The organism is Massilia sp. BAP21 (assembly GCF_057801335.1).
On record NZ_CM173596.1, the window covers coordinates 1426923 to 1443132 of the forward strand.

General features: G+C 65.9%; 13 protein-coding genes. 3 read left to right on the forward strand and 10 right to left on the reverse strand.

Annotated features, from left to right (window positions below; all coding sequences use genetic code 11):
- Window positions 1-28: 28 nt before the first annotated feature.
- The 9 genes from ACWYRN_RS06235 to ACWYRN_RS06275 form a co-directional block, all read right to left on the reverse strand.
- A complete protein-coding gene (locus tag ACWYRN_RS06235; RefSeq protein ID WP_488691631.1) occupies window positions 29-646 on the reverse strand; it encodes a hypothetical protein in 618 nt (205 codons plus the stop codon).
- 539 nt (window positions 647-1185) lie between these two features.
- Window positions 1186-2325: a deoxyguanosinetriphosphate triphosphohydrolase gene (locus ACWYRN_RS06240; protein WP_229437733.1), complete on the reverse strand. Its 1140-nt coding sequence runs from the start codon at window positions 2323-2325 to the stop codon at window positions 1186-1188.
- A 10-nt stretch (window positions 2326-2335) separates the two neighbouring features.
- A complete protein-coding gene (gene aroKB / locus ACWYRN_RS06245) occupies window positions 2336-3973 on the reverse strand; it encodes a bifunctional shikimate kinase/3-dehydroquinate synthase AroKB (RefSeq protein ID WP_488692784.1) in 1638 nt (545 codons plus the stop codon).
- 124 nt (window positions 3974-4097) lie between these two features.
- On the reverse strand, window positions 4098-6080 hold the full coding sequence (locus ACWYRN_RS06250; RefSeq protein WP_488691632.1) for an Ig-like domain-containing protein: 1983 nt from the start codon (window positions 6078-6080) through the stop codon (window positions 4098-4100).
- 132 nt (window positions 6081-6212) lie between these two features.
- Complete coding sequence (locus ACWYRN_RS06255; RefSeq protein ID WP_488691633.1) at window positions 6213-8417, reverse strand: type IV pilus secretin PilQ; 2205 nt, start codon at window positions 8415-8417, stop codon at window positions 6213-6215.
- Complete coding sequence (locus tag ACWYRN_RS06260) at window positions 8414-8950, reverse strand: pilus assembly protein PilP (RefSeq protein WP_488691634.1); 537 nt, start codon at window positions 8948-8950, stop codon at window positions 8414-8416. Before ACWYRN_RS06260 ends, ACWYRN_RS06255 begins: the two co-directional genes overlap by 4 nt.
- Entirely contained in the window at window positions 8947-9657 is a 711-nt protein-coding gene (locus ACWYRN_RS06265; RefSeq protein WP_488691635.1) for a type IV pilus inner membrane component PilO, read from the reverse strand. The genes ACWYRN_RS06260 and ACWYRN_RS06265 overlap by 4 nt, the downstream gene beginning before the upstream one ends.
- Entirely contained in the window at window positions 9654-10304 is a 651-nt protein-coding gene (locus ACWYRN_RS06270; protein ID WP_488691637.1) for a PilN domain-containing protein, read from the reverse strand. The genes ACWYRN_RS06265 and ACWYRN_RS06270 overlap by 4 nt, the downstream gene beginning before the upstream one ends.
- On the reverse strand, window positions 10301-11365 hold the full coding sequence (locus ACWYRN_RS06275) for a pilus assembly protein PilM (protein WP_229437739.1): 1065 nt from the start codon (window positions 11363-11365) through the stop codon (window positions 10301-10303). Before ACWYRN_RS06275 ends, ACWYRN_RS06270 begins: the two co-directional genes overlap by 4 nt.
- A gap of 331 nt (window positions 11366-11696) precedes the next feature.
- Here ACWYRN_RS06275 and ACWYRN_RS06280 point away from each other — a divergent pair, with 331 nt between their 5' ends.
- Window positions 11697-14036, forward strand: a complete 2340-nt coding sequence (locus ACWYRN_RS06280) for a penicillin-binding protein 1A (RefSeq protein ID WP_488691638.1) — start codon at window positions 11697-11699, stop codon at window positions 14034-14036.
- Between the two features lie 129 nt (window positions 14037-14165).
- Here the strand turns inward: ACWYRN_RS06280 and cyaY are convergent, their stop codons facing one another.
- The gene (gene cyaY, locus ACWYRN_RS06285; protein WP_229437741.1) at window positions 14166-14495 is read right to left on the reverse strand and encodes an iron donor protein CyaY; all 330 of its coding nucleotides are present in this window, start codon (window positions 14493-14495) and stop codon (window positions 14166-14168) included.
- A 39-nt stretch (window positions 14496-14534) separates the two neighbouring features.
- On the opposite strand from cyaY, the gene lptM reads away from it, so the two are divergent.
- Together lptM and lysA are read left to right on the forward strand one after the other, a co-directional pair.
- Window positions 14535-14771 (forward strand): LPS translocon maturation chaperone LptM, encoded by a 237-nt coding sequence (lptM, locus tag ACWYRN_RS06290; RefSeq protein ID WP_488691640.1) that lies wholly within the window; start codon window positions 14535-14537, stop codon window positions 14769-14771.
- 18 nt (window positions 14772-14789) lie between these two features.
- Entirely contained in the window at window positions 14790-16070 is a 1281-nt protein-coding gene (gene lysA / locus ACWYRN_RS06295; protein WP_488691641.1) for a diaminopimelate decarboxylase, read from the forward strand.
- The last annotated feature ends 140 nt before the right edge of the window (window positions 16071-16210 follow it).

Sequence of the window (16210 nt, forward strand, 5' to 3'; positions counted from 1 at the left end):
CCTGCGCGGCCCGGCCCACCCTACAAATTCAGTCGAGCTGCGAGAGTTTTTCGATGATGTCTTCGTTGCGGCGTGCGGGGGTGTGGCGGCGGTCGAACTTGGGTTCGGCGAATCCTTTTGCTTCGGCGATGATTCCTTGCGCGGTTTTCAGGGTGGCTTCCATGGCGGCGGCGACTTCGCGCATCGCGATCATGGGCGATACGTTTTCCTTCCGCGGGTCTTCAATGCCGCATTCGCGCCGCAGTTGTGAGGCGATGCGCCAGCGGTCGTCGCCGGGACGCCGGACCGCGACGTCGCGCCAGGCATTGCGGCCGTTGCCTGCTGCAGCCATGGTGAACTGGCGCGGCGACACGGACTTGCCCTTGTGGAGGATGACGTCGCCGTCGACCTGGGCGTAGAAGGAGCCTGCCTCCGTGCTCATACGCAATTCGGTGCCGTGCGGCAGGAACAGCGATTTCCACTGGTAGCCGCCGGGCCGGGGCTGGGCGCAAATGTGGGCGCGCTGGCGCGATGCGTGGCCGAGATCGTCGTGGGAATTCTGACCCGACAGAAAAACGTCTTCAGTCGTCGCGATCCAGGCACGTACCGCCATCTCGATGGCTTCGATGGGCGACAGCGTGCTCTTGGTGCGGGCGAGGCTGTTCACGAGGTCTTGCAGCAAGCGAGGAGTGAGCAACGGCCCATTCACATATAACTGTCCCATCGGCGCTCCGCAGGTATCGAATGATATCTGTTGGACTCGCGCTTTTTGAATTGGTTCAGTTCGCCGGAAATCGCGGCGATGCCATGTCGAGGACAGGCTGGTAGGGCTCTGGAAGCGCCCTCTGTAAAGCTGTCTCGTTCCGGATGCCAAAGCTGTCGTTTTCTGCCGTATTTTGTCTCGATTTTTTTCAAGACAAAACCAGACAAGAAACGACAGGATGCACAGGTCAAACGGGACAGGTTTACAGAGGGCCTAGAAAAGAGCCCTCCCCTCCCCTTGCAGAGGGCGATGGCGGGTTTCCTCTACTCTCCCGCGTCGTGTCTTAGCTCAGAACAATTGCCCGCTCGCCTGCCAACCCTGGCGCCGCCTATAGCCTTGGCATCACCCGCAGCTCTGCCCACCCACTCCTTGCCAAACCGGTTTTTGCTAGCGAAAAGTCACCGCCTGACAACCACCCGATGACTTGGTCGCCGAGATCGCAGCTACAGCGTATCGAGCGAAAAAATCCTGCGATGCTCGCGGATCGCGTACCGGTCCGTCATCCCGGCGATGTAGTCTGCAATCTTGCGCGCCTGCTTGTGAACATCGCCCGCGGCCACCTGGTAATCCGGCGGCAGCAGCACCGGGTCCGTCATGAAGGCATCGAACAATTCGCGCACGATGCGGCTCGCCTTCACGCGCATGCGGTTCACCTGGAAGTGCCGGTACAGGTTCGCGTACAGGAAGCGCTTGAGCGCCGTGGTTTCAAGACGCATCCGGTCCGAGAAGCGGATCAGCGGCGGCCCCTTGCGCACGTCCTCGATGTCGCGCGGCGCCGCTTCCAGCAGGCGCGCCGCCGAGGTCTCGACCAGGTCGGCCGTCATCGCCGTGATCATCAGGCGGATCGTCTCGTACAGCGCGCGCCGTCCCGGCAGGCCCGGGTACTGCGCCTCCACCGCGTGACGGTTGCGCGCGAACAGCTCCACTTCTTCCATCTGCGCCATCGTCAACAGCCCGGAACGCAGGCCATCGTCGATGTCGTGGTTGTTGTAGGCGATTTCGTCGGCCAGGTTGGTCAGCTGCGCTTCCAGGCTGGGCTGGGTCTTGTCGATAAAGCGCTGGCCGAGTTCGCCCAGCTGGCGCGCATTGTTCAGCGAGCAGTGCTTCAGGATGCCTTCGCGCGTTTCGAACGTCAGGTTCAGGCCGTCGAAGGCTCCGTAGTGTTCTTCCAGGTGGTCGACCACGCGCAGGCTCTGCAGGTTGTGCTCGAAGCCGCCGTAGTCCTTCATGCATTCGTTCAGCACGTCCTGGCCCACGTGGCCGAACGGCGTGTGGCCGAGGTCGTGCGCCAGGGCCGTGGCTTCGACCAGGTCTTCGTTCAGGCGCAGGCTGCGCGCCAGGGTGCGGCCGATCTGCGCCACCTCGATCGAGTGCGTCAGGCGCGTGCGGAACAAGTCGCCCTCGTGGTTCAGGAAGACCTGGGTCTTGTACTCCAGGCGCCGGAAGGCGGTGGAGTGGATGATGCGGTCGCGGTCGCGCTGGAACTCGCTGCGCGAACCGGGCGCCGGCTCGTCGAACTTGCGCCCGCGCGACTGCGAGGAGTGCGCGGCGTAAGGGGCCAGGTTGCAGTCGAAGTCGATCATGCGCGCCTCCTCAACTTTGCTTGTCCTGCACGATGCAGGCCGCCAGCGTGGCCTGCAGCACGTCCTGCGGCACACTCGCGATGCTCGGGCTGCCCAGGGGCTTGAGCAGGATGAACTTGATCGCCCCGCCCTCGTTCTTCTTGTCGACTTCCATCAGCTCGATCCAGCGCGCCGCGCCCAGGTCCGGCGCCACGACCGGCAGGCCGGCCGCCGCCACCAGCTTGCGCAGGCGGTCCACGCTGGCGCCGTCGATCAGGCCCAGGCGCTGCGACAGATCGGCCGCCATCACCATGCCGCAGCCGACCGCTTCGCCGTGCAGCCATTCGCCATAGCCCAGGCCGGCCTCGATCGCATGGCCGAAGGTGTGGCCGAAGTTCAGCACCGCGCGCAGGCCGCCTTCGCGTTCGTCCTTGCGTACAACGTCGGCCTTGATCTCGCAGGAGCGGGCGATGGCATGCGCCAGCGCGTCCGGCTCGCGCGCCACCAGGCGTGCGATGTTCGCTTCGATCCAGTCGAAGAATTCGCCATCGAGGATGGCGCCGTGCTTGATCACTTCGGCCAGGCCGGCCGACAGCTCGCGCGGCGGCAGCGTGTCCAGGGTGGCGGTGTCGGCCAGCACGGCGCGCGGCTGGTAGAAGGCGCCGATCATGTTCTTGCCGAGCGGGTGGTTGATGCCTGTCTTGCCGCCCACCGAGGAATCGACCTGGGCCAGCAGCGTGGTCGGGATCTGCACGAATGGCACGCCGCGCATGTAGCTGGCCGCCGCAAAGCCGGTCAGGTCGCCGATCACGCCGCCGCCCAGCGCCACCAGGGTGGTCTTGCGGTCGCACTTGTTGGCCAGCAGGGCGTCGAAGACGGCCATCAGCGAGCCCCAGTGCTTGTGCTCCTCGCCGTCGGGCAGGACGATTTCCACCACCTCCTTGCCGGCCGCACCCAGCGGCGCCGCCACCTGCTCGAGGTAGAGCGGGGCCACGGTGGTGTTGGTGACGATGGCCGCCTTCGTGCCGCCGACGTGGCGCACGAGCGCCGCCGGATCGGCCAGCAGGCCGGGGCCGATCGAGATGGGATAGCTGCGTTCGCCGAGTTCGACGTTGAGGGTGAGCTGTGCTGCGTTCTGAATTGCCTGGGTCATCGATGCCGCCTTCGCGCGCCGGGCGCGCCCGGCTTCGAGCGCGTCCAGCTGTTCTAGGATAGTCTGGACCATCGATTGTACGTTAGGACGGCCGGTATCGATGACGAGGTGCGCGATCTCGCGGTACAGCGGCTCGCGCTGGACCAGCAACTGCTCGAGCTTGCGGCGCGGGTCGGCCGTCTGCAGCAGCGGACGGTTCTTGTCGTGGGAGGTGCGCTGGAGGATGCTGCCGATGCTGGCGCGCAGGTAGATCACGGTGCCGCGCTCGGCCAGCAGCGCGCGGCTGGCGGGGTCGAGGATGGCGCCGCCGCCGGTGGCCAGCACGATGCCGTCCTGGGCGGTGAGCTCGCGGATCATCTCGGCCTCGCGCCGGCGGAAGCTACCCTCGCCCTCGATCTCGAAGATCCACGGGATCGAGGCGCCGGTGCGCGCCTCGATCGCATGGTCGGAATCGACGAAGCGCTTGCCCAGCCGGCGGGCGATGAGACGGCCGATGGTGGTCTTGCCGGAACCCATCAGGCCGACCAGGAAGATGTTGTTACTGTACGCCTCGGGCACGATATTGAGCTCGCCTAAAAAGACAAACGGCCAGTTCAAGCCTGGCCGTTTGTTGTTACGGTCACCCGCTGCGGTTACCCGCTTATGGGCAGCTGAACGTCAGTTTAAACGGAATCGTGGTGACAACGTTACCTGGCGTGGTCACGGTGACGTTGAAGGTCGCCGTTACCGGGGCCGTGCAGCTTGCCGCGTTCGGGTTCGAGATCGAGAAGGTATGGCTGGTTCCCTGGCGACCCGACACGTTGTTGCCGGTGATATCGTCGGCGCTGTCGTTGTGCGGATAGATGTTCGGCACGGTGGCCGGCACCACGGCGGCGGCGCTTGCGTTCACTGCGTTGGTCACCTCGACCCGGGTGCCGACCGGCATCGGGTTCAGGTTGATGTCGTTCAGCTGCAGCACGAAGACCTTCGAATCGGCCGCGCGCACGGTGCCCAGGTCGGTCACGCCGCTGCCCAGCGGGTTGCCGTCCATGTACACCCTGGATGCGCTGCTGCCGCCGAAGAACAGGCCGATCTTGCTGAAGATCGTGTTGGTGCCGTCGCTGCTGCTGGCGCAGACCGTCGCCAGGCCGGCGCGGGCGCTGTCGTCGCTGACCAGCGGATTGCTGCCGGTATTGCAAGGCGTCGCGGGCTGGTTCTTCTCGTGGCTGCGCGGGTCCTGGGTACGGAAGTCGACCGAGCAGCCGCCGTTGACGGTGCTGCAGCCGCCCTTGTCGGACGAGCCGATCGAGCCCATGTTGGTCTGGAACACGACCGGGGTGCCGTCCGGGACCGGGTTGCCGAAGCTGTCGGCGATCATCACCTGCACGCGGGTGGCCGGATTGGTCGGGCTGCTGTCCTTGTTCAGGCCCTCGAGGTTGTAGTTCTCGGCGGTGAGCGAGAAGGCGCGCTGCACCGGCAGGCCGGTGGTGACGACGATCGAGTCCGAGGTGGTCGAGATATCGTCGGGACGGGTGGCGCTGGCGGTGTTCGGCAGCGTCGCAAAGACGCGGAACGAGGTCGCGACCGAGCCCGAATTGACCGTGGTGATGACTTCGCCGTTCTCGTCGGTGGTGTCGGTGGACTTGTTCAGGGTGACCGACGCCGGGTCCGACACGCGGAACGTCACTTCGCGGCGCGGCAGTGGGCTGCCGAAGATATCGAAGACGCGGAATTTCAGGGTGGCCGTCTCGGTGCGGTTGATACCGCCCTGGCCCCGGATCACGATCGACTTTTCGATCGGGTCGGCCGAGACGAACTGCACCGATGCCGCAGGCGGCGGCGCGATCTTCAGCGGCACGGTGGCCGGCACCGACACGCCGTCGGCGGTAACGGTGATGACGTCGTCGTTGGCGCAGCCCTTGTCGCGGTAGACCGTCTTGGCCACGCCGTTGTTGGTGGCGACGGTGGCGGCCAGGGTCGCCTTGCCGGCGATGACGCAGGCCGAGGTGAAGTTGACGTTGACCTGGTTCGGATAAGGCGCGCCGCCGGCCAGCACCGGCACCGTGATGTCGGTCGAGTTGTAGGCCTGGATCTGGGGCGCGCCGGTGGTAACGGTGCCGAAGCTGAGCGTGGTCGCGCCGACCTGGAAGTTGCGTTCGCCGACGATGGTGGCGCCGTTCACGCTGGCGGTGGCGGTGAGCTTGCCGGCGCCGCCCGCGGCCAGGCTGGCCGCGCGCAGGCTGATGCGGGCCACACCCTGGTCGTCGGTCAGCGCGGTGCCGGCCGACGGCGAGAAGATGGCCAGGCTGGCGTCGGTGGCAAAGGTGACCATCGCTTCCTTGACCGGGTTGCCGCTGGCGTCCTTGACCGTGGCCTGCACGGTCAGTGGCGTGGCGCCGCTCAGCGAATTGCTGGCCTGGCCGCCGGTGCTGGCCATGGCCAGGGTGACGGTCGGCGCCGCTGGCACAACTGGCGTGGTCGGCGTGGTCGGCGAGGTGCCGCCGCTGGCGTTGCCGGGTGCCGACACCGAGCCGGGATTGCCGCCGCCGCCGCCGCAGGCGCTCAGGGCCGCCGCCGCGATCAGGGTCAGGGCCGCCAGGCGCAGGGGCGAGGCGGAGGAAGAGGATTTGAAGGAGTGCTGCATCGTCGTTCCAGTTTTTCTCGATTGTTGGTTGTCGGTCACTCATGCAGCCGGCATACGGCCCGGCCCTTGAAACAGCGCAGCGACGCGTTCTGAGGGCGTCGCTGCGCGAAAATCAAACGGTTCCAGCTTGTTTCAGCGCGTTGCCGCCGCGCGCTCGGCCACGATCTTCGGGGTGATGAAGACCAGCAGTTCGGTCTTCGCGCTTTCGCGGCCCTTGGTCTTGAACAGGTAGCCCAGCACCGGCACGTCGCCCAGCAGCGGCACCTTGCTCTCGTTGCTGCGCTCGGTCTGCTGGTAGATCCCGCCCAGTACCACCGTGCCGCCGTTCTCGACCATCACCTTGGTCTTCACGTGCTGGGTGTTGATGGCGAAGCCGGCGCGGGTTTCCTCGCCCTTCGAATCCTTGCTGACGTCCACTTCCAGCACCACGTTGCCGTCCGGCGTGATCTGCGGGATCACTTCCAGGCGCAGGTTCGCCTTCTTGAATTCGATCGAGGTCGCGCCGCTCGACGACGCCACCTGGTAAGGCAGCTCGATACCCTGCTCGATCACGGCCACCATCTTGTCTTCGGTGACCACGCGCGGGCTGGAGATGATCTTGCCCTTGCCGTCCGCTTCCAGGGCCGACAGTTCCAGGTTCAGGAAGCGGTTGTCGGACGAGGAGAACAGGCTGAAGGCCAGGCTCGGCGCGTTGATGCCGCCGATCGCCGCCGCCGGCAGGTTCACCAGGGTCGAGTTGTCGAAGGTGCTGCCGGCGGCCTGGCCGGTGACGGCGCCGGCGCCGGCCAGGGTGCCGCTCAGGGCCAGGCGGTTGCTGCCGCCCACGCCGTAGCCGGCATCGCCGCCGGCGGCGTTGCGCGCATCGTTGAAGCCGATCTTGGCGCCCAGGTTGCGCGAGAAGCCGTCGTTCGCTTCCACCAGGCGCGCTTCGATCAGGACCTGCTTCGAGGCGATGTCGGTCTTCTGGATCAGCATCCGGATGTCCTCGATCTTCGAGGCGATGTCGGTCACGAACAGCTGGTTGGTGCGCGGGTCGATGATGGCGCTGCCGCGCTTGGACAGCACGCGGTTGCGGTCGCTGCCGCCAGCCGCGCCGGTGCCGGCATCCAGGCCGAACACGGTGCGGAAGGACTCGGCCTTCTGGTAGTTCAGCTGGAAGATCTCGGAGCGCAGCGGCTCGAGGTCGGAAATCTGGGCGCGCTGCTCGAGCTCGAGCTTCTCTTTCGTGAGCAGTTCTTCCTTCGGCGCGATCCACAGCACGGTGCCGTTCTTGCGCATGTCCAGGCCCTTCGATTGCAGGATGACGTCGAGCGCCTGGTCCCACGGCACTTCCTTCAGGCGCAGGGTCAGGCTGCCGCTCACGGTGTCGGCGGCGATGATGTTCAGGCCCGAGATGTCGGCCACCGCCTGCAGCGCGGCGCGCACTTCGATGTTCTGGAAGTCGAAGCTGATCTTCTCGCCGCGGAAGCCCTGCGGGCCGCCCAGCTTGTTCGGGTCTTCCTTCACGGCGCGCACGTCGACCACCAGCTGGGTTTCGCTCTGGTAGACCGACTGCTCCCACTGGCCTTGCGCTTCGATGACCATGCGCACGTTCTGGCCCTGGGCCGAGGTGGTGACGTTCGACACCGGCGTGCCGAAATCGGTGACGTCGAGGCGGCGGCGCAGCGCTTCCGGCAGCGCGGTGTTCAGGAAGTCGACCTGGACCCGGTTGCCGAGCTGGCGCACGTCGACCGCGGTCTGGCTGTTCGGCAGGTCGACCACGACACGGCCTTCGCCGTTGCTGCCGCGGCGGAAGTCGAGGTTGCGCAGCTGGGCGCGGGCGGGCGGCACGGCAGCCTGCGCTGCCCCGGCCGGCGCTGCGGCCGCAGCCGATGCCGATGCCGATGCAGCCGCGCCGTCCACGGTCACCAGGATCGACTTGCCGCTGATGGCGGCGCTGTAGCTCACCGTGCGCTTCAGGTTCAGCACCAGGCGCGTGCGTTCGCCGGCCTGGATCACGTTCACGCTGCGCAGGTCGCCCAGGTTGACGTCGTGGCTGCTCTTGCCGGTAGCGTTCGCGGTGGCGCCGAAGTCGAGGGCGATGCGGGCCGGGTTGGTGATGGCGAAGCCGAGCGGCAGCTTGGCGGGCGCCTCGCGCATGGCGATGTTCAGCACCACGTTCGGGCCCTGCTGGTTGGCGCTGATCGACTCGATGATGTTGACAGGCGTGCCTTGCTGGGCGTGGGCTACGCCAACGCCCAGTAAGGCGCTCATCACGGCCGCCAGCAGCAACGCCGCACGCAACAGCCAGCCCGGCAGGAAGCGCGCCGCGCCGCTGTTCATTGCAAATTGGGTCATTTCCCAGTCTCCTTACTTTCCTGCAACTCCAGCTTCGATATGCGCTCGACCCAATCGCCGCTAGCGTCCTGTACCATTTCCTTGATTTCCACTGCCGCCGGCGTCACGCGCGTCACCAGGCCGAAGTTCTGGCCCAGGTGCTGGCCGGCGCGCACGCGGTAGATGCTGCTGTCGACGCGCAGCAGCGCAAAGCTGGCGCCGCCCTTCTGCATCATGCCGACCATCGTCATCGTGTCCAGCGGGTAGGCTTCGAGCGCCTCGCGCGGCCGGTTCATGTCGGGCTGCAGCGCGCTGCGCGCCTGGGCCAGCAGGCCGGCCTCGGCCATCTTGGCCGGGCTGAACGGGTCCACCGCGCCTCCCTGGTCGTAGGCGAAGGGAATGAATTCCTTCGAGGCCGGCAGCGGTTTCACCTTCGGCTTCGTTTCGCTTTTCACCTGCTCCATCCAGCTGCGCACTTCGCGCACGTCGCTGTCGCCGCAACCGGCCAGCAGCAGGGCCGGCACCAACGCCAGCATGCCATGGCTCATCTTCATTTCGCGGCCCCTTTCGCCTTTTTGCTTCCTTTGCCACCGCTTTTGCCACCCTTGCCGCCGGCCTTTGCCTTCTGGCGCGCGGCCTTTTGTTCGGCCAGCTCCTCGGGATCGAGGTAGCGGAAGGTCTTGGCGATGGCTTCCAGCGTCAGGCTGCCGTCCTTGTTGGTCTCGAGCGACATGTTATTCAGCGTCACGATGCGCGGCATGTGCGCCATGTCGGCGGCGAACGCGCCCAGGTCGTGGTAGCTGCCGCTGATGCGGATGTCGATCGGCTGCTCGGCGTAGTAGTCGCGCACCACCGGCTGGTTCGGGCGGAACAGCTCGAACGCCAGGCCGCGGCCGACGCCGGCCTGGTTGATGTCCGACAGCAGCGCCGCCATCTCGGCCTTGCTCGGCAACTGCTTCTCCAGGCGCTCGACCGACTGGTCGACCTGGACTTTCTGCGCCTGCAGCGCCTCGAGGTTGACCGCCTGCGCGATCTTCTTCTGGTAGGCGGTGCGCAGCTTGGCTTCCTGGGCCGCGCCGGCGTCCTGGGCCTCGAACTGGCCCTGCCAGTAGGCGAAGTAGCCGAGCACGATCACCAGCGCCATCATGCCGGCCGCGCACAGCAGGCGCGGCGCCAGCGGCCACTGGCCGGGCGGGCGCCCCTGCAAGCCCTCGAACTGGGCCCCCAGGTCGGCGCTCCATTGTTTCAGGTCGATGTTCATGGGGTGGCTCCATCCTTTGCCGCCAGGCCTTTCTTGTTGCCGCCTTCGCTTCCCTCGCCACCCTCGCCGCCTTCGGCTTCCTCGGCTTCGCGCGGGCGCTTGATGTTCACGGCCAGCGTGAACTCGACGGCCTTGCGCGCCAGCTTGTTCTGGGTGACGGTGGCGGCTTTTACTTCGGTCAGGTCGGGCTGTTCCAGCCAGGGCGACTGGCCGGACAGATTGCGCAGCATCTCGGCCACGCGCTCCTGCGACTGGGCGTAGCCGTTCAGGGTCACGCGCTGGCCGTCCTGCTTCACCGATTTGAGGAACACGCCGTCCGGGGTCTGGCGCACCAGCTCGTCGAGCAGGTAGACCGGCTGGTTGCGGTCGCCCTGCAAATCCTCGACCGCCTGCTGGCGCGACTTCAGCGCCTCGATTTCTTCCTTCAGGTTGGCGATGTCCTTGATCTTCTTGTCGAGCTTTGCGTTCTCGTTCTTCAGGGCCAGGTTGCGCTGTTCCTGGATGGCGATGCGGCTGGCGTTCCAGCCGCCCACCAGCAGCACCACCGCGCCGCCGAGCAGGGCGCCGAGCACCAGCATGGCGACAAAGGCCTTTTGCTTGAGCTTGCGTTTCGCTTCCCGGTGCGGGAGCAGGTTAATCCGGATCATCCGAACCTCCGCAGGGCCAGGCCGCAGGCAACCAGGCAGGCCGGGCCTTCCTGGCGCAGTTGCTGTTCGCGCACGCCGGGGGCCAGCAGCATGCCGTCGAAGGGCGCCACCGGCGCCGTCGGGATGCGGGTGCGGCCGCCGATCAGTTCCACCAGGCCCGGCAGCAGCGCATTGCCGCCCGCCAGCCAGATCTGGTCGATGCGGGTATAGGGCGTGGAGGTGTAGAAGAACTGGATCGCGCGCGTGACTTCCAGCGCGGCGCTTTCCAGGAAGGGGGCGAGCAGGTCGGCGCGGAAGTTCTCCGGCAAGTCGCCGGCCTTCTTGCGCGCCTCGGCTTCTTCATAGCTCAGGCCATAGGTGCGCACGATCTCCTGGGTCAGCGTGTGGCCGCCGAAGGGCTGTTCGCGTTCATACACGGTGTCGCCGTCGAGCAGCACCGAGACCTGCGTCATGCTGGCGCCGATCTGGAACAGCGCCACGATCTTGTCCTTGCCGCCGCCATGGGCCCTTTCCAGGGCCGCGCGCGCGGCGTAGGATTCGATGTCCATCACGGTGGCCACCAGGCCGGCCGCCTCGGCCAGCGCCACGCGGTCCTCGACCTTTTCGCGGCGCGCCGCGGCCAGCATGACTTCCATGTCGTCCGGCGAATTGGCGGCCGGGCCGACCACGTCGAAGTCCAGGCTCACTTCGTCGAGCGCGAACGGGATGTACTGGCTGGCCTCGGACTCGACCTGCACTTCGAGCTGGTCTTCGCCCATGCCGGCCGGCAGGATGATTTTCTTGGTGATGACGGCAGCCGGCGGCATGCCCAGCGCCACGTTGCGGGCACGGGTGCCGCTCTTTTTCCAGATGCGGCGCACGGCCTCGGCCACCTGGTCGAAATTCTCGATATTCCCGTCGACCACGGCGCCGCGCGGCAGGGCTTCGAAGGCATGGCGCTCGAGGCGCAGCGCGCCCTTGCCGGCGTCGGCCAGCTCCACCAGGCGCAATCCCGACGTGCTGATGTCGAGGCCGGCCAAAGGCGGAATGGCCTTGCCGAACAGCGAACCCAGATTGATCACGAGCGTACTCCCTCACTGCTGTCTGCCTGGGCAGAACGATATTTGAACGCCCGCGTTGGGGAAAGAATTGCTTGAGAAGCCTTCATAAAAAGGCGATTGATTGCACATATATGAGGCAACACGTTAAATCGTAGCAATAAGGGTGCGGGCCGACAAGATATTTCTGCACAGGAACACTACAATCCGGCGCGCGCATGCCACACTCGTTACAGCCTTGGAAACAGGCTTTGTCGGACTGTTATCGGATCGTGCGCAAGAGGCTTGTCCTCTTGACTTCGTCCGCCAGAAAAGCCCCTGTTTTATAATGAGATGGATCAACAATGTGAACGCCATGAAATCCAAAACCGATTCCAAGTCTCCTCCTCCGAACAAGTTCAGCGCCAAACGCATGGTCCTGTGGGTGATCGGCGGCCTCGCCGGCCTGGCCCTGACCGGCGTGCTGCTGGTGGTATTTGCGCTGGCCATGGCCTACCCGAACTTGCCGGCCCTCGACACCATTACCGATTACCGCCCGAAGATGCCGCTGCGGATCTTCACGGCCGATAACGTCCTCATCGGCGAGTTCGGCGAAGAACGCCGCACCCTGGTGCGCTTCAAGGACATCCCCGACGTCATGAAGAAGGCGGTGCTGTCGATCGAGGACGACCGCTTCTACCAGCATGGCGGCGTCGACTACATGGGCGTGCTGCGCGCGACCCTGCACAACGCCACCAGCAGCTCGCGCCAGGGCGCTTCCACCATCACCCAGCAGGTGGCGCGGAACTTCTTCCTCTCCAGTGAACAGACCCTGAAGCGCAAGGCCTACGAGGCCCTGCTGGCCTGGAAGATCGAGAAGAACCTGACCAAGGACCAGATCCTCGAGGTCTACATGAACCAGATCTACCTGGGCCAGCGCGCCTTCGGCTTCCAGTCGGCGGCCCAGATCTACTTCGGCAAGGACCTGAAGGACATCAGCGTGGCCGAAGCGGCGATGCTGGCCGGCCTGCCGAAAGCCCCATCCGCCTACAACCCGGTCGTGAACCCGACCCGCGCCCGCACCCGCCAGCAGTACATCCTGCAGCGCATGCACTCGCTCGGCTACATCACCGACGCCCAGTTCGAGACCGCCAAGGCCGAGGAACTGAAGATCAAGTCCGACAGCACCGCCTTCGGCGTGCACGCCGAGTACGTGGCCGAGATGGCGCGCCAGCTGGTGTACGAGCAGTTCAAGGAAGACACCTATACCCGCGGCCTGAACGTGTTCACCACCATCACCAAGGCCGACCAGGATGCGGCCTACCTGGCCGTGCGCCGCGGCGTGATGGACTACGAGCGCCGCCACCCTTACCGCGGCCCGGAATCCTATATCGAGATCCCGAGCAACAAGACCGAAGCCGACGAAGCCATCGAGGCGGAACTGGCCGAAAAACCCGACAGCGACGACATCGTGGCCGCCGTGGTGCTGCAGGCCTCGCCGTCGCAGGTGACGGCAGTGTTGGCATCCGGCGAAGAGATCAAGATCAGCGGCCAGGGCTTGTCGTTCGCCTCGAGCTGGCTGTCCGCCAAGGCGGCGCCGAACCGCCGCATCCGCCGCGGCGCCCTGATCCGCGTGATGCAGGATGGCGCATCGACCTGGAAGATCACCCAGATGCCGGAAGTGGAATCGGCCTTCGTTGCGGCCAGCACCGAGGATGGCGCGATCAAGGCGCTGGTCGGCGGCTTCGACTACAACCGCAACAAGTTCAACCACGTCACGCAAGCCTGGCGCCAGCCAGGTTCCTCGTTCAAGCCGTTCATCTACTCGGCGTCGCTGGAACGCGGCCTGTCGCCGTCGACGCTGGTGAACGATGCGCCGATCTCGTTTGACGCCGGCCAGACCGGCGGCCAGGCCTGGGAGCCGAAGAACTACGACGCGCGCTACGAAGGCCCGATGACGATGCGGCGCGGCCTGACGAAATCGAAGAACATGATTTCGATCCGCATCCTGAACCGCATCGGCGCACGCTACGGCCAGGAATACGCGACCCGCTTCGGCTTCGACGCCGAACGGAATCCTCCTTATTTGACCTTGGCCCTGGGTGCCGGCGCCACCACGCCGCTGCAGATGGCCGGCGCCTACGCCGTGTTCGCCAACGGCGGCTACCGCGTCAGCCCGTATTTGATCTCGAAGGTCACCGACAGCGCCGGCAAGGTGTTGTCGGAAGCGCGGCCGGAACGCGCGGGTGTGGAAGCGAACCGCGTGATCGATGCGCGTAACGCCTTCCTGATGGACTCGATGCTGAAGGACGTGGCGCGCTACGGCACCGCGGCCAAGGCCTCGGCCACGCTGAAGCGCACCGACATCGCCGGCAAGACTGGCACCACCAACGACTCGATCGACGCCTGGTTCGCCGGCTACCAGCCGAAGCTGGTGGGCATTGCCTGGATGGGTTACGACCAGCCCAAGAACCTGGGCAACAAGGAAACCGGCGGCGGCCTGGCATTGCCGATCTGGATCAGCTACATGCAGACCGCGCTGAAGGGCGTGCCGATGGAAGAGCGCGAAGTGCCGCCTGGGCTGATCATGGCGGACGGCGATTACTACTATGCAGAGAACCCGCCGGGCACAGGCGTGCAGTCGCTCGACGTCGGCGCCCCGCCACCGCCGGCGCAGCAGAAGGCGCAGGACGCGGTGAGGAACGAGCTGTTCTGATCCAAACGCAATGGATCAATCGCGATGCCTGGGATTGGCAACGTTCGTTGAACGCGTGGACGGGAGACCCGTCCACCCTACGCACCCCGGCAAGCCGCGGCGGTTCACACCTCGGGCAAGTAGCGCCGATTACCCCAACTTCACCGGCGCCCCACCCTGCTGCGTCGCCAGGTCCGACAGCGCCGTGAACAGCTCGCTGTCATCCCGGGTATTGCGCCACTCGTCCCCCACCCGCTTGTAGTGGTAGCCGCCGGCCCGCGCCGCCACCCACATCTCCTTCAACGGCGCCTGGCTGTTGACGATGATCTTCGACCCGTTGGCGATGAATTCGATCTCCAGCACATTCCCGCTGCGCTTGCATTCGACGTCGACCACGTCCTGGTCGTTCAGCTCGTCGAAGCAGGTTTCGATACGGTCCAGCGTCGATTCGGCCAGGTCCAAAAATTCGGTTTCGGTCATGCTACACTCCAAGGTCTTGATCAAACCGTGATTCTAATCGTGAAGTCACCCATTGCGCTCTTCGTCCTCATTGCTTCCGCACTGACCGGCTGCGGCCAGACCGGCCCGCTCTACATGCCGACGCCGCCAGCCAGGCCGACACCGGCCAACGCGGCGCTGGGCGCCACGCCGCTCGCCACGCCTGCTCCAGCCTCGGCTCCGGTGCAGACGACAGCCCCGTCGCCAGGCGCAGGCACGGCGCAGCCATCGCCGACCAACGTCCCTCCTCAACAATAAGATCCCGCACCCAGATTCATGTCGCACTTTTCGTACCAAGACGGCGTCCTGCACGCCGAACGCACCGCCCTGTCCCGCGTCGCCGAGGAATTCGGCACCCCGACCTATGTCTACTCGAAGTCGGCCCTGCTGGAAAACTTCGCCGCCTACGCCGACGCCTGCCAGGGCCGCGACGCCCTGGTGTGCTATGCGATGAAGGCCAATTCCAACCTGGCCATCCTCGACCTGCTGGCCCGCGCGGGCGCGGGCTTCGACATCGTCTCGGGCGGCGAACTGCTGCGCGTGATCGCCGCCGGCGGCGATCCGGGCAAGGTGATCTTCTCGGGCGTAGGCAAGACCGAAGCCGAGATGCGCCTGGCCCTGGAACACGGCATCCTCTGCTTCAACGTCGAGTCGATTCCCGAACTGCACCGCCTGAACGAGGTGGCCGGCAGCATGGGCAAGCGCGCGCCGGTGTCGCTGCGCGTGAACCCGAACGTCGACGCCAAGACCCACCCCTACATTGCGACCGGCCTGAAGGCCAACAAGTTCGGCGTCGCCTTTGACGATGCCCTCGAAACCTACCGTACCGCCGCCGGCCTCCCGCACCTGGACGTGGTCGGCATCGACTGCCACATCGGCTCGCAGCTGCTCGACGACGCCCCGCTGCTCGAGGCGCTCGATAAGCTGATCGAACTGATCGACACCCTGGATACCGAAGGCATCCACATCCACCACCTGGACATCGGCGGCGGCATTGGCGTCGACTACGGCGCGGCCGGCGATGCGCCGCCGGTGCCGGTAGCCGACTACCTGGGCCGCCTGTTCGCCCGCATCGACGCCTGGCGCGCCGCGCGCCACGATGGCCGCGCCGTGAAGGTCATCTTCGAGCCGGGCCGCTCGATCGTCGCCAGCACCGGCGTGCTGCTGACGCGCGTGGAATTCCTCAAGCCGGGCGTGGAAAAGAATTTCTGCATCATCGACGCCGCCATGAACGACATGATGCGCCCGACCCTGTACGGCGCCTGGATGGACATGAAGGCGGTCGCGCCGCGCACCGGCGACGTGCCGGAACTGTACGACGTGGTCGGCCCGGTGTGCGAATCGGGCGACTGGCTCGCGCGTGAACGGGCATTGGCCGTACAGCCGGGCGATCTGCTGGCGATGATGAGCGCCGGCGCCTACGGCATGACCATGGCCTCGAACTACAACACCCGCGGCCGTGCCGCCGAGGTGATCGTCGATGGCGAACAGATGCACCTGGTGCGCCGCCGCGAAGAGCCGGCCGAGCTGTATGCGCTGGAGTCGATGCTGAAGTAATGACGTAATATCGTGGTGTCAAAAAAGGGCGCTCCCCATGCATGTGGGTAGCGCCCTTTTTCATTCGGCGTTCGTGGGGCTGTTGCCTGATATGTTATCGGTTCGTTGCGTCCGCGTGGGCACGGGGTGCCCACCCTACG

Coding starts and splice junctions, on each gene's coding strand:
- ACWYRN_RS06240 (WP_229437733.1), bottom strand. CDS start 2,325: ATGATCGACTTCGACTGCAACCTGGCCCCTTACGCCGCGCACTCCTCG.
- aroKB (WP_488692784.1), bottom strand. CDS start 3,973: ATGGGTTCCGGCAAGACCACCATCGGCCGTCTCATCGCCCGCCGGCTG.
- ACWYRN_RS06250 (WP_488691632.1), bottom strand. CDS start 6,080: ATGCAGCACTCCTTCAAATCCTCTTCCTCCGCCTCGCCCCTGCGCCTG.
- ACWYRN_RS06255 (WP_488691633.1), bottom strand. CDS start 8,417: ATGACCCAATTTGCAATGAACAGCGGCGCGGCGCGCTTCCTGCCGGGC.
- ACWYRN_RS06260 (WP_488691634.1), bottom strand. CDS start 8,950: ATGAAGATGAGCCATGGCATGCTGGCGTTGGTGCCGGCCCTGCTGCTG.
- ACWYRN_RS06265 (WP_488691635.1), bottom strand. CDS start 9,657: ATGAACATCGACCTGAAACAATGGAGCGCCGACCTGGGGGCCCAGTTC.
- ACWYRN_RS06270 (WP_488691637.1), bottom strand. CDS start 10,304: ATGATCCGGATTAACCTGCTCCCGCACCGGGAAGCGAAACGCAAGCTC.
- ACWYRN_RS06280 (WP_488691638.1), top strand. CDS start 11,697: ATGAAATCCAAAACCGATTCCAAGTCTCCTCCTCCGAACAAGTTCAGC.
- cyaY (WP_229437741.1), bottom strand. CDS start 14,495: ATGACCGAAACCGAATTTTTGGACCTGGCCGAATCGACGCTGGACCGT.
- lysA (WP_488691641.1), top strand. CDS start 14,790: ATGTCGCACTTTTCGTACCAAGACGGCGTCCTGCACGCCGAACGCACC.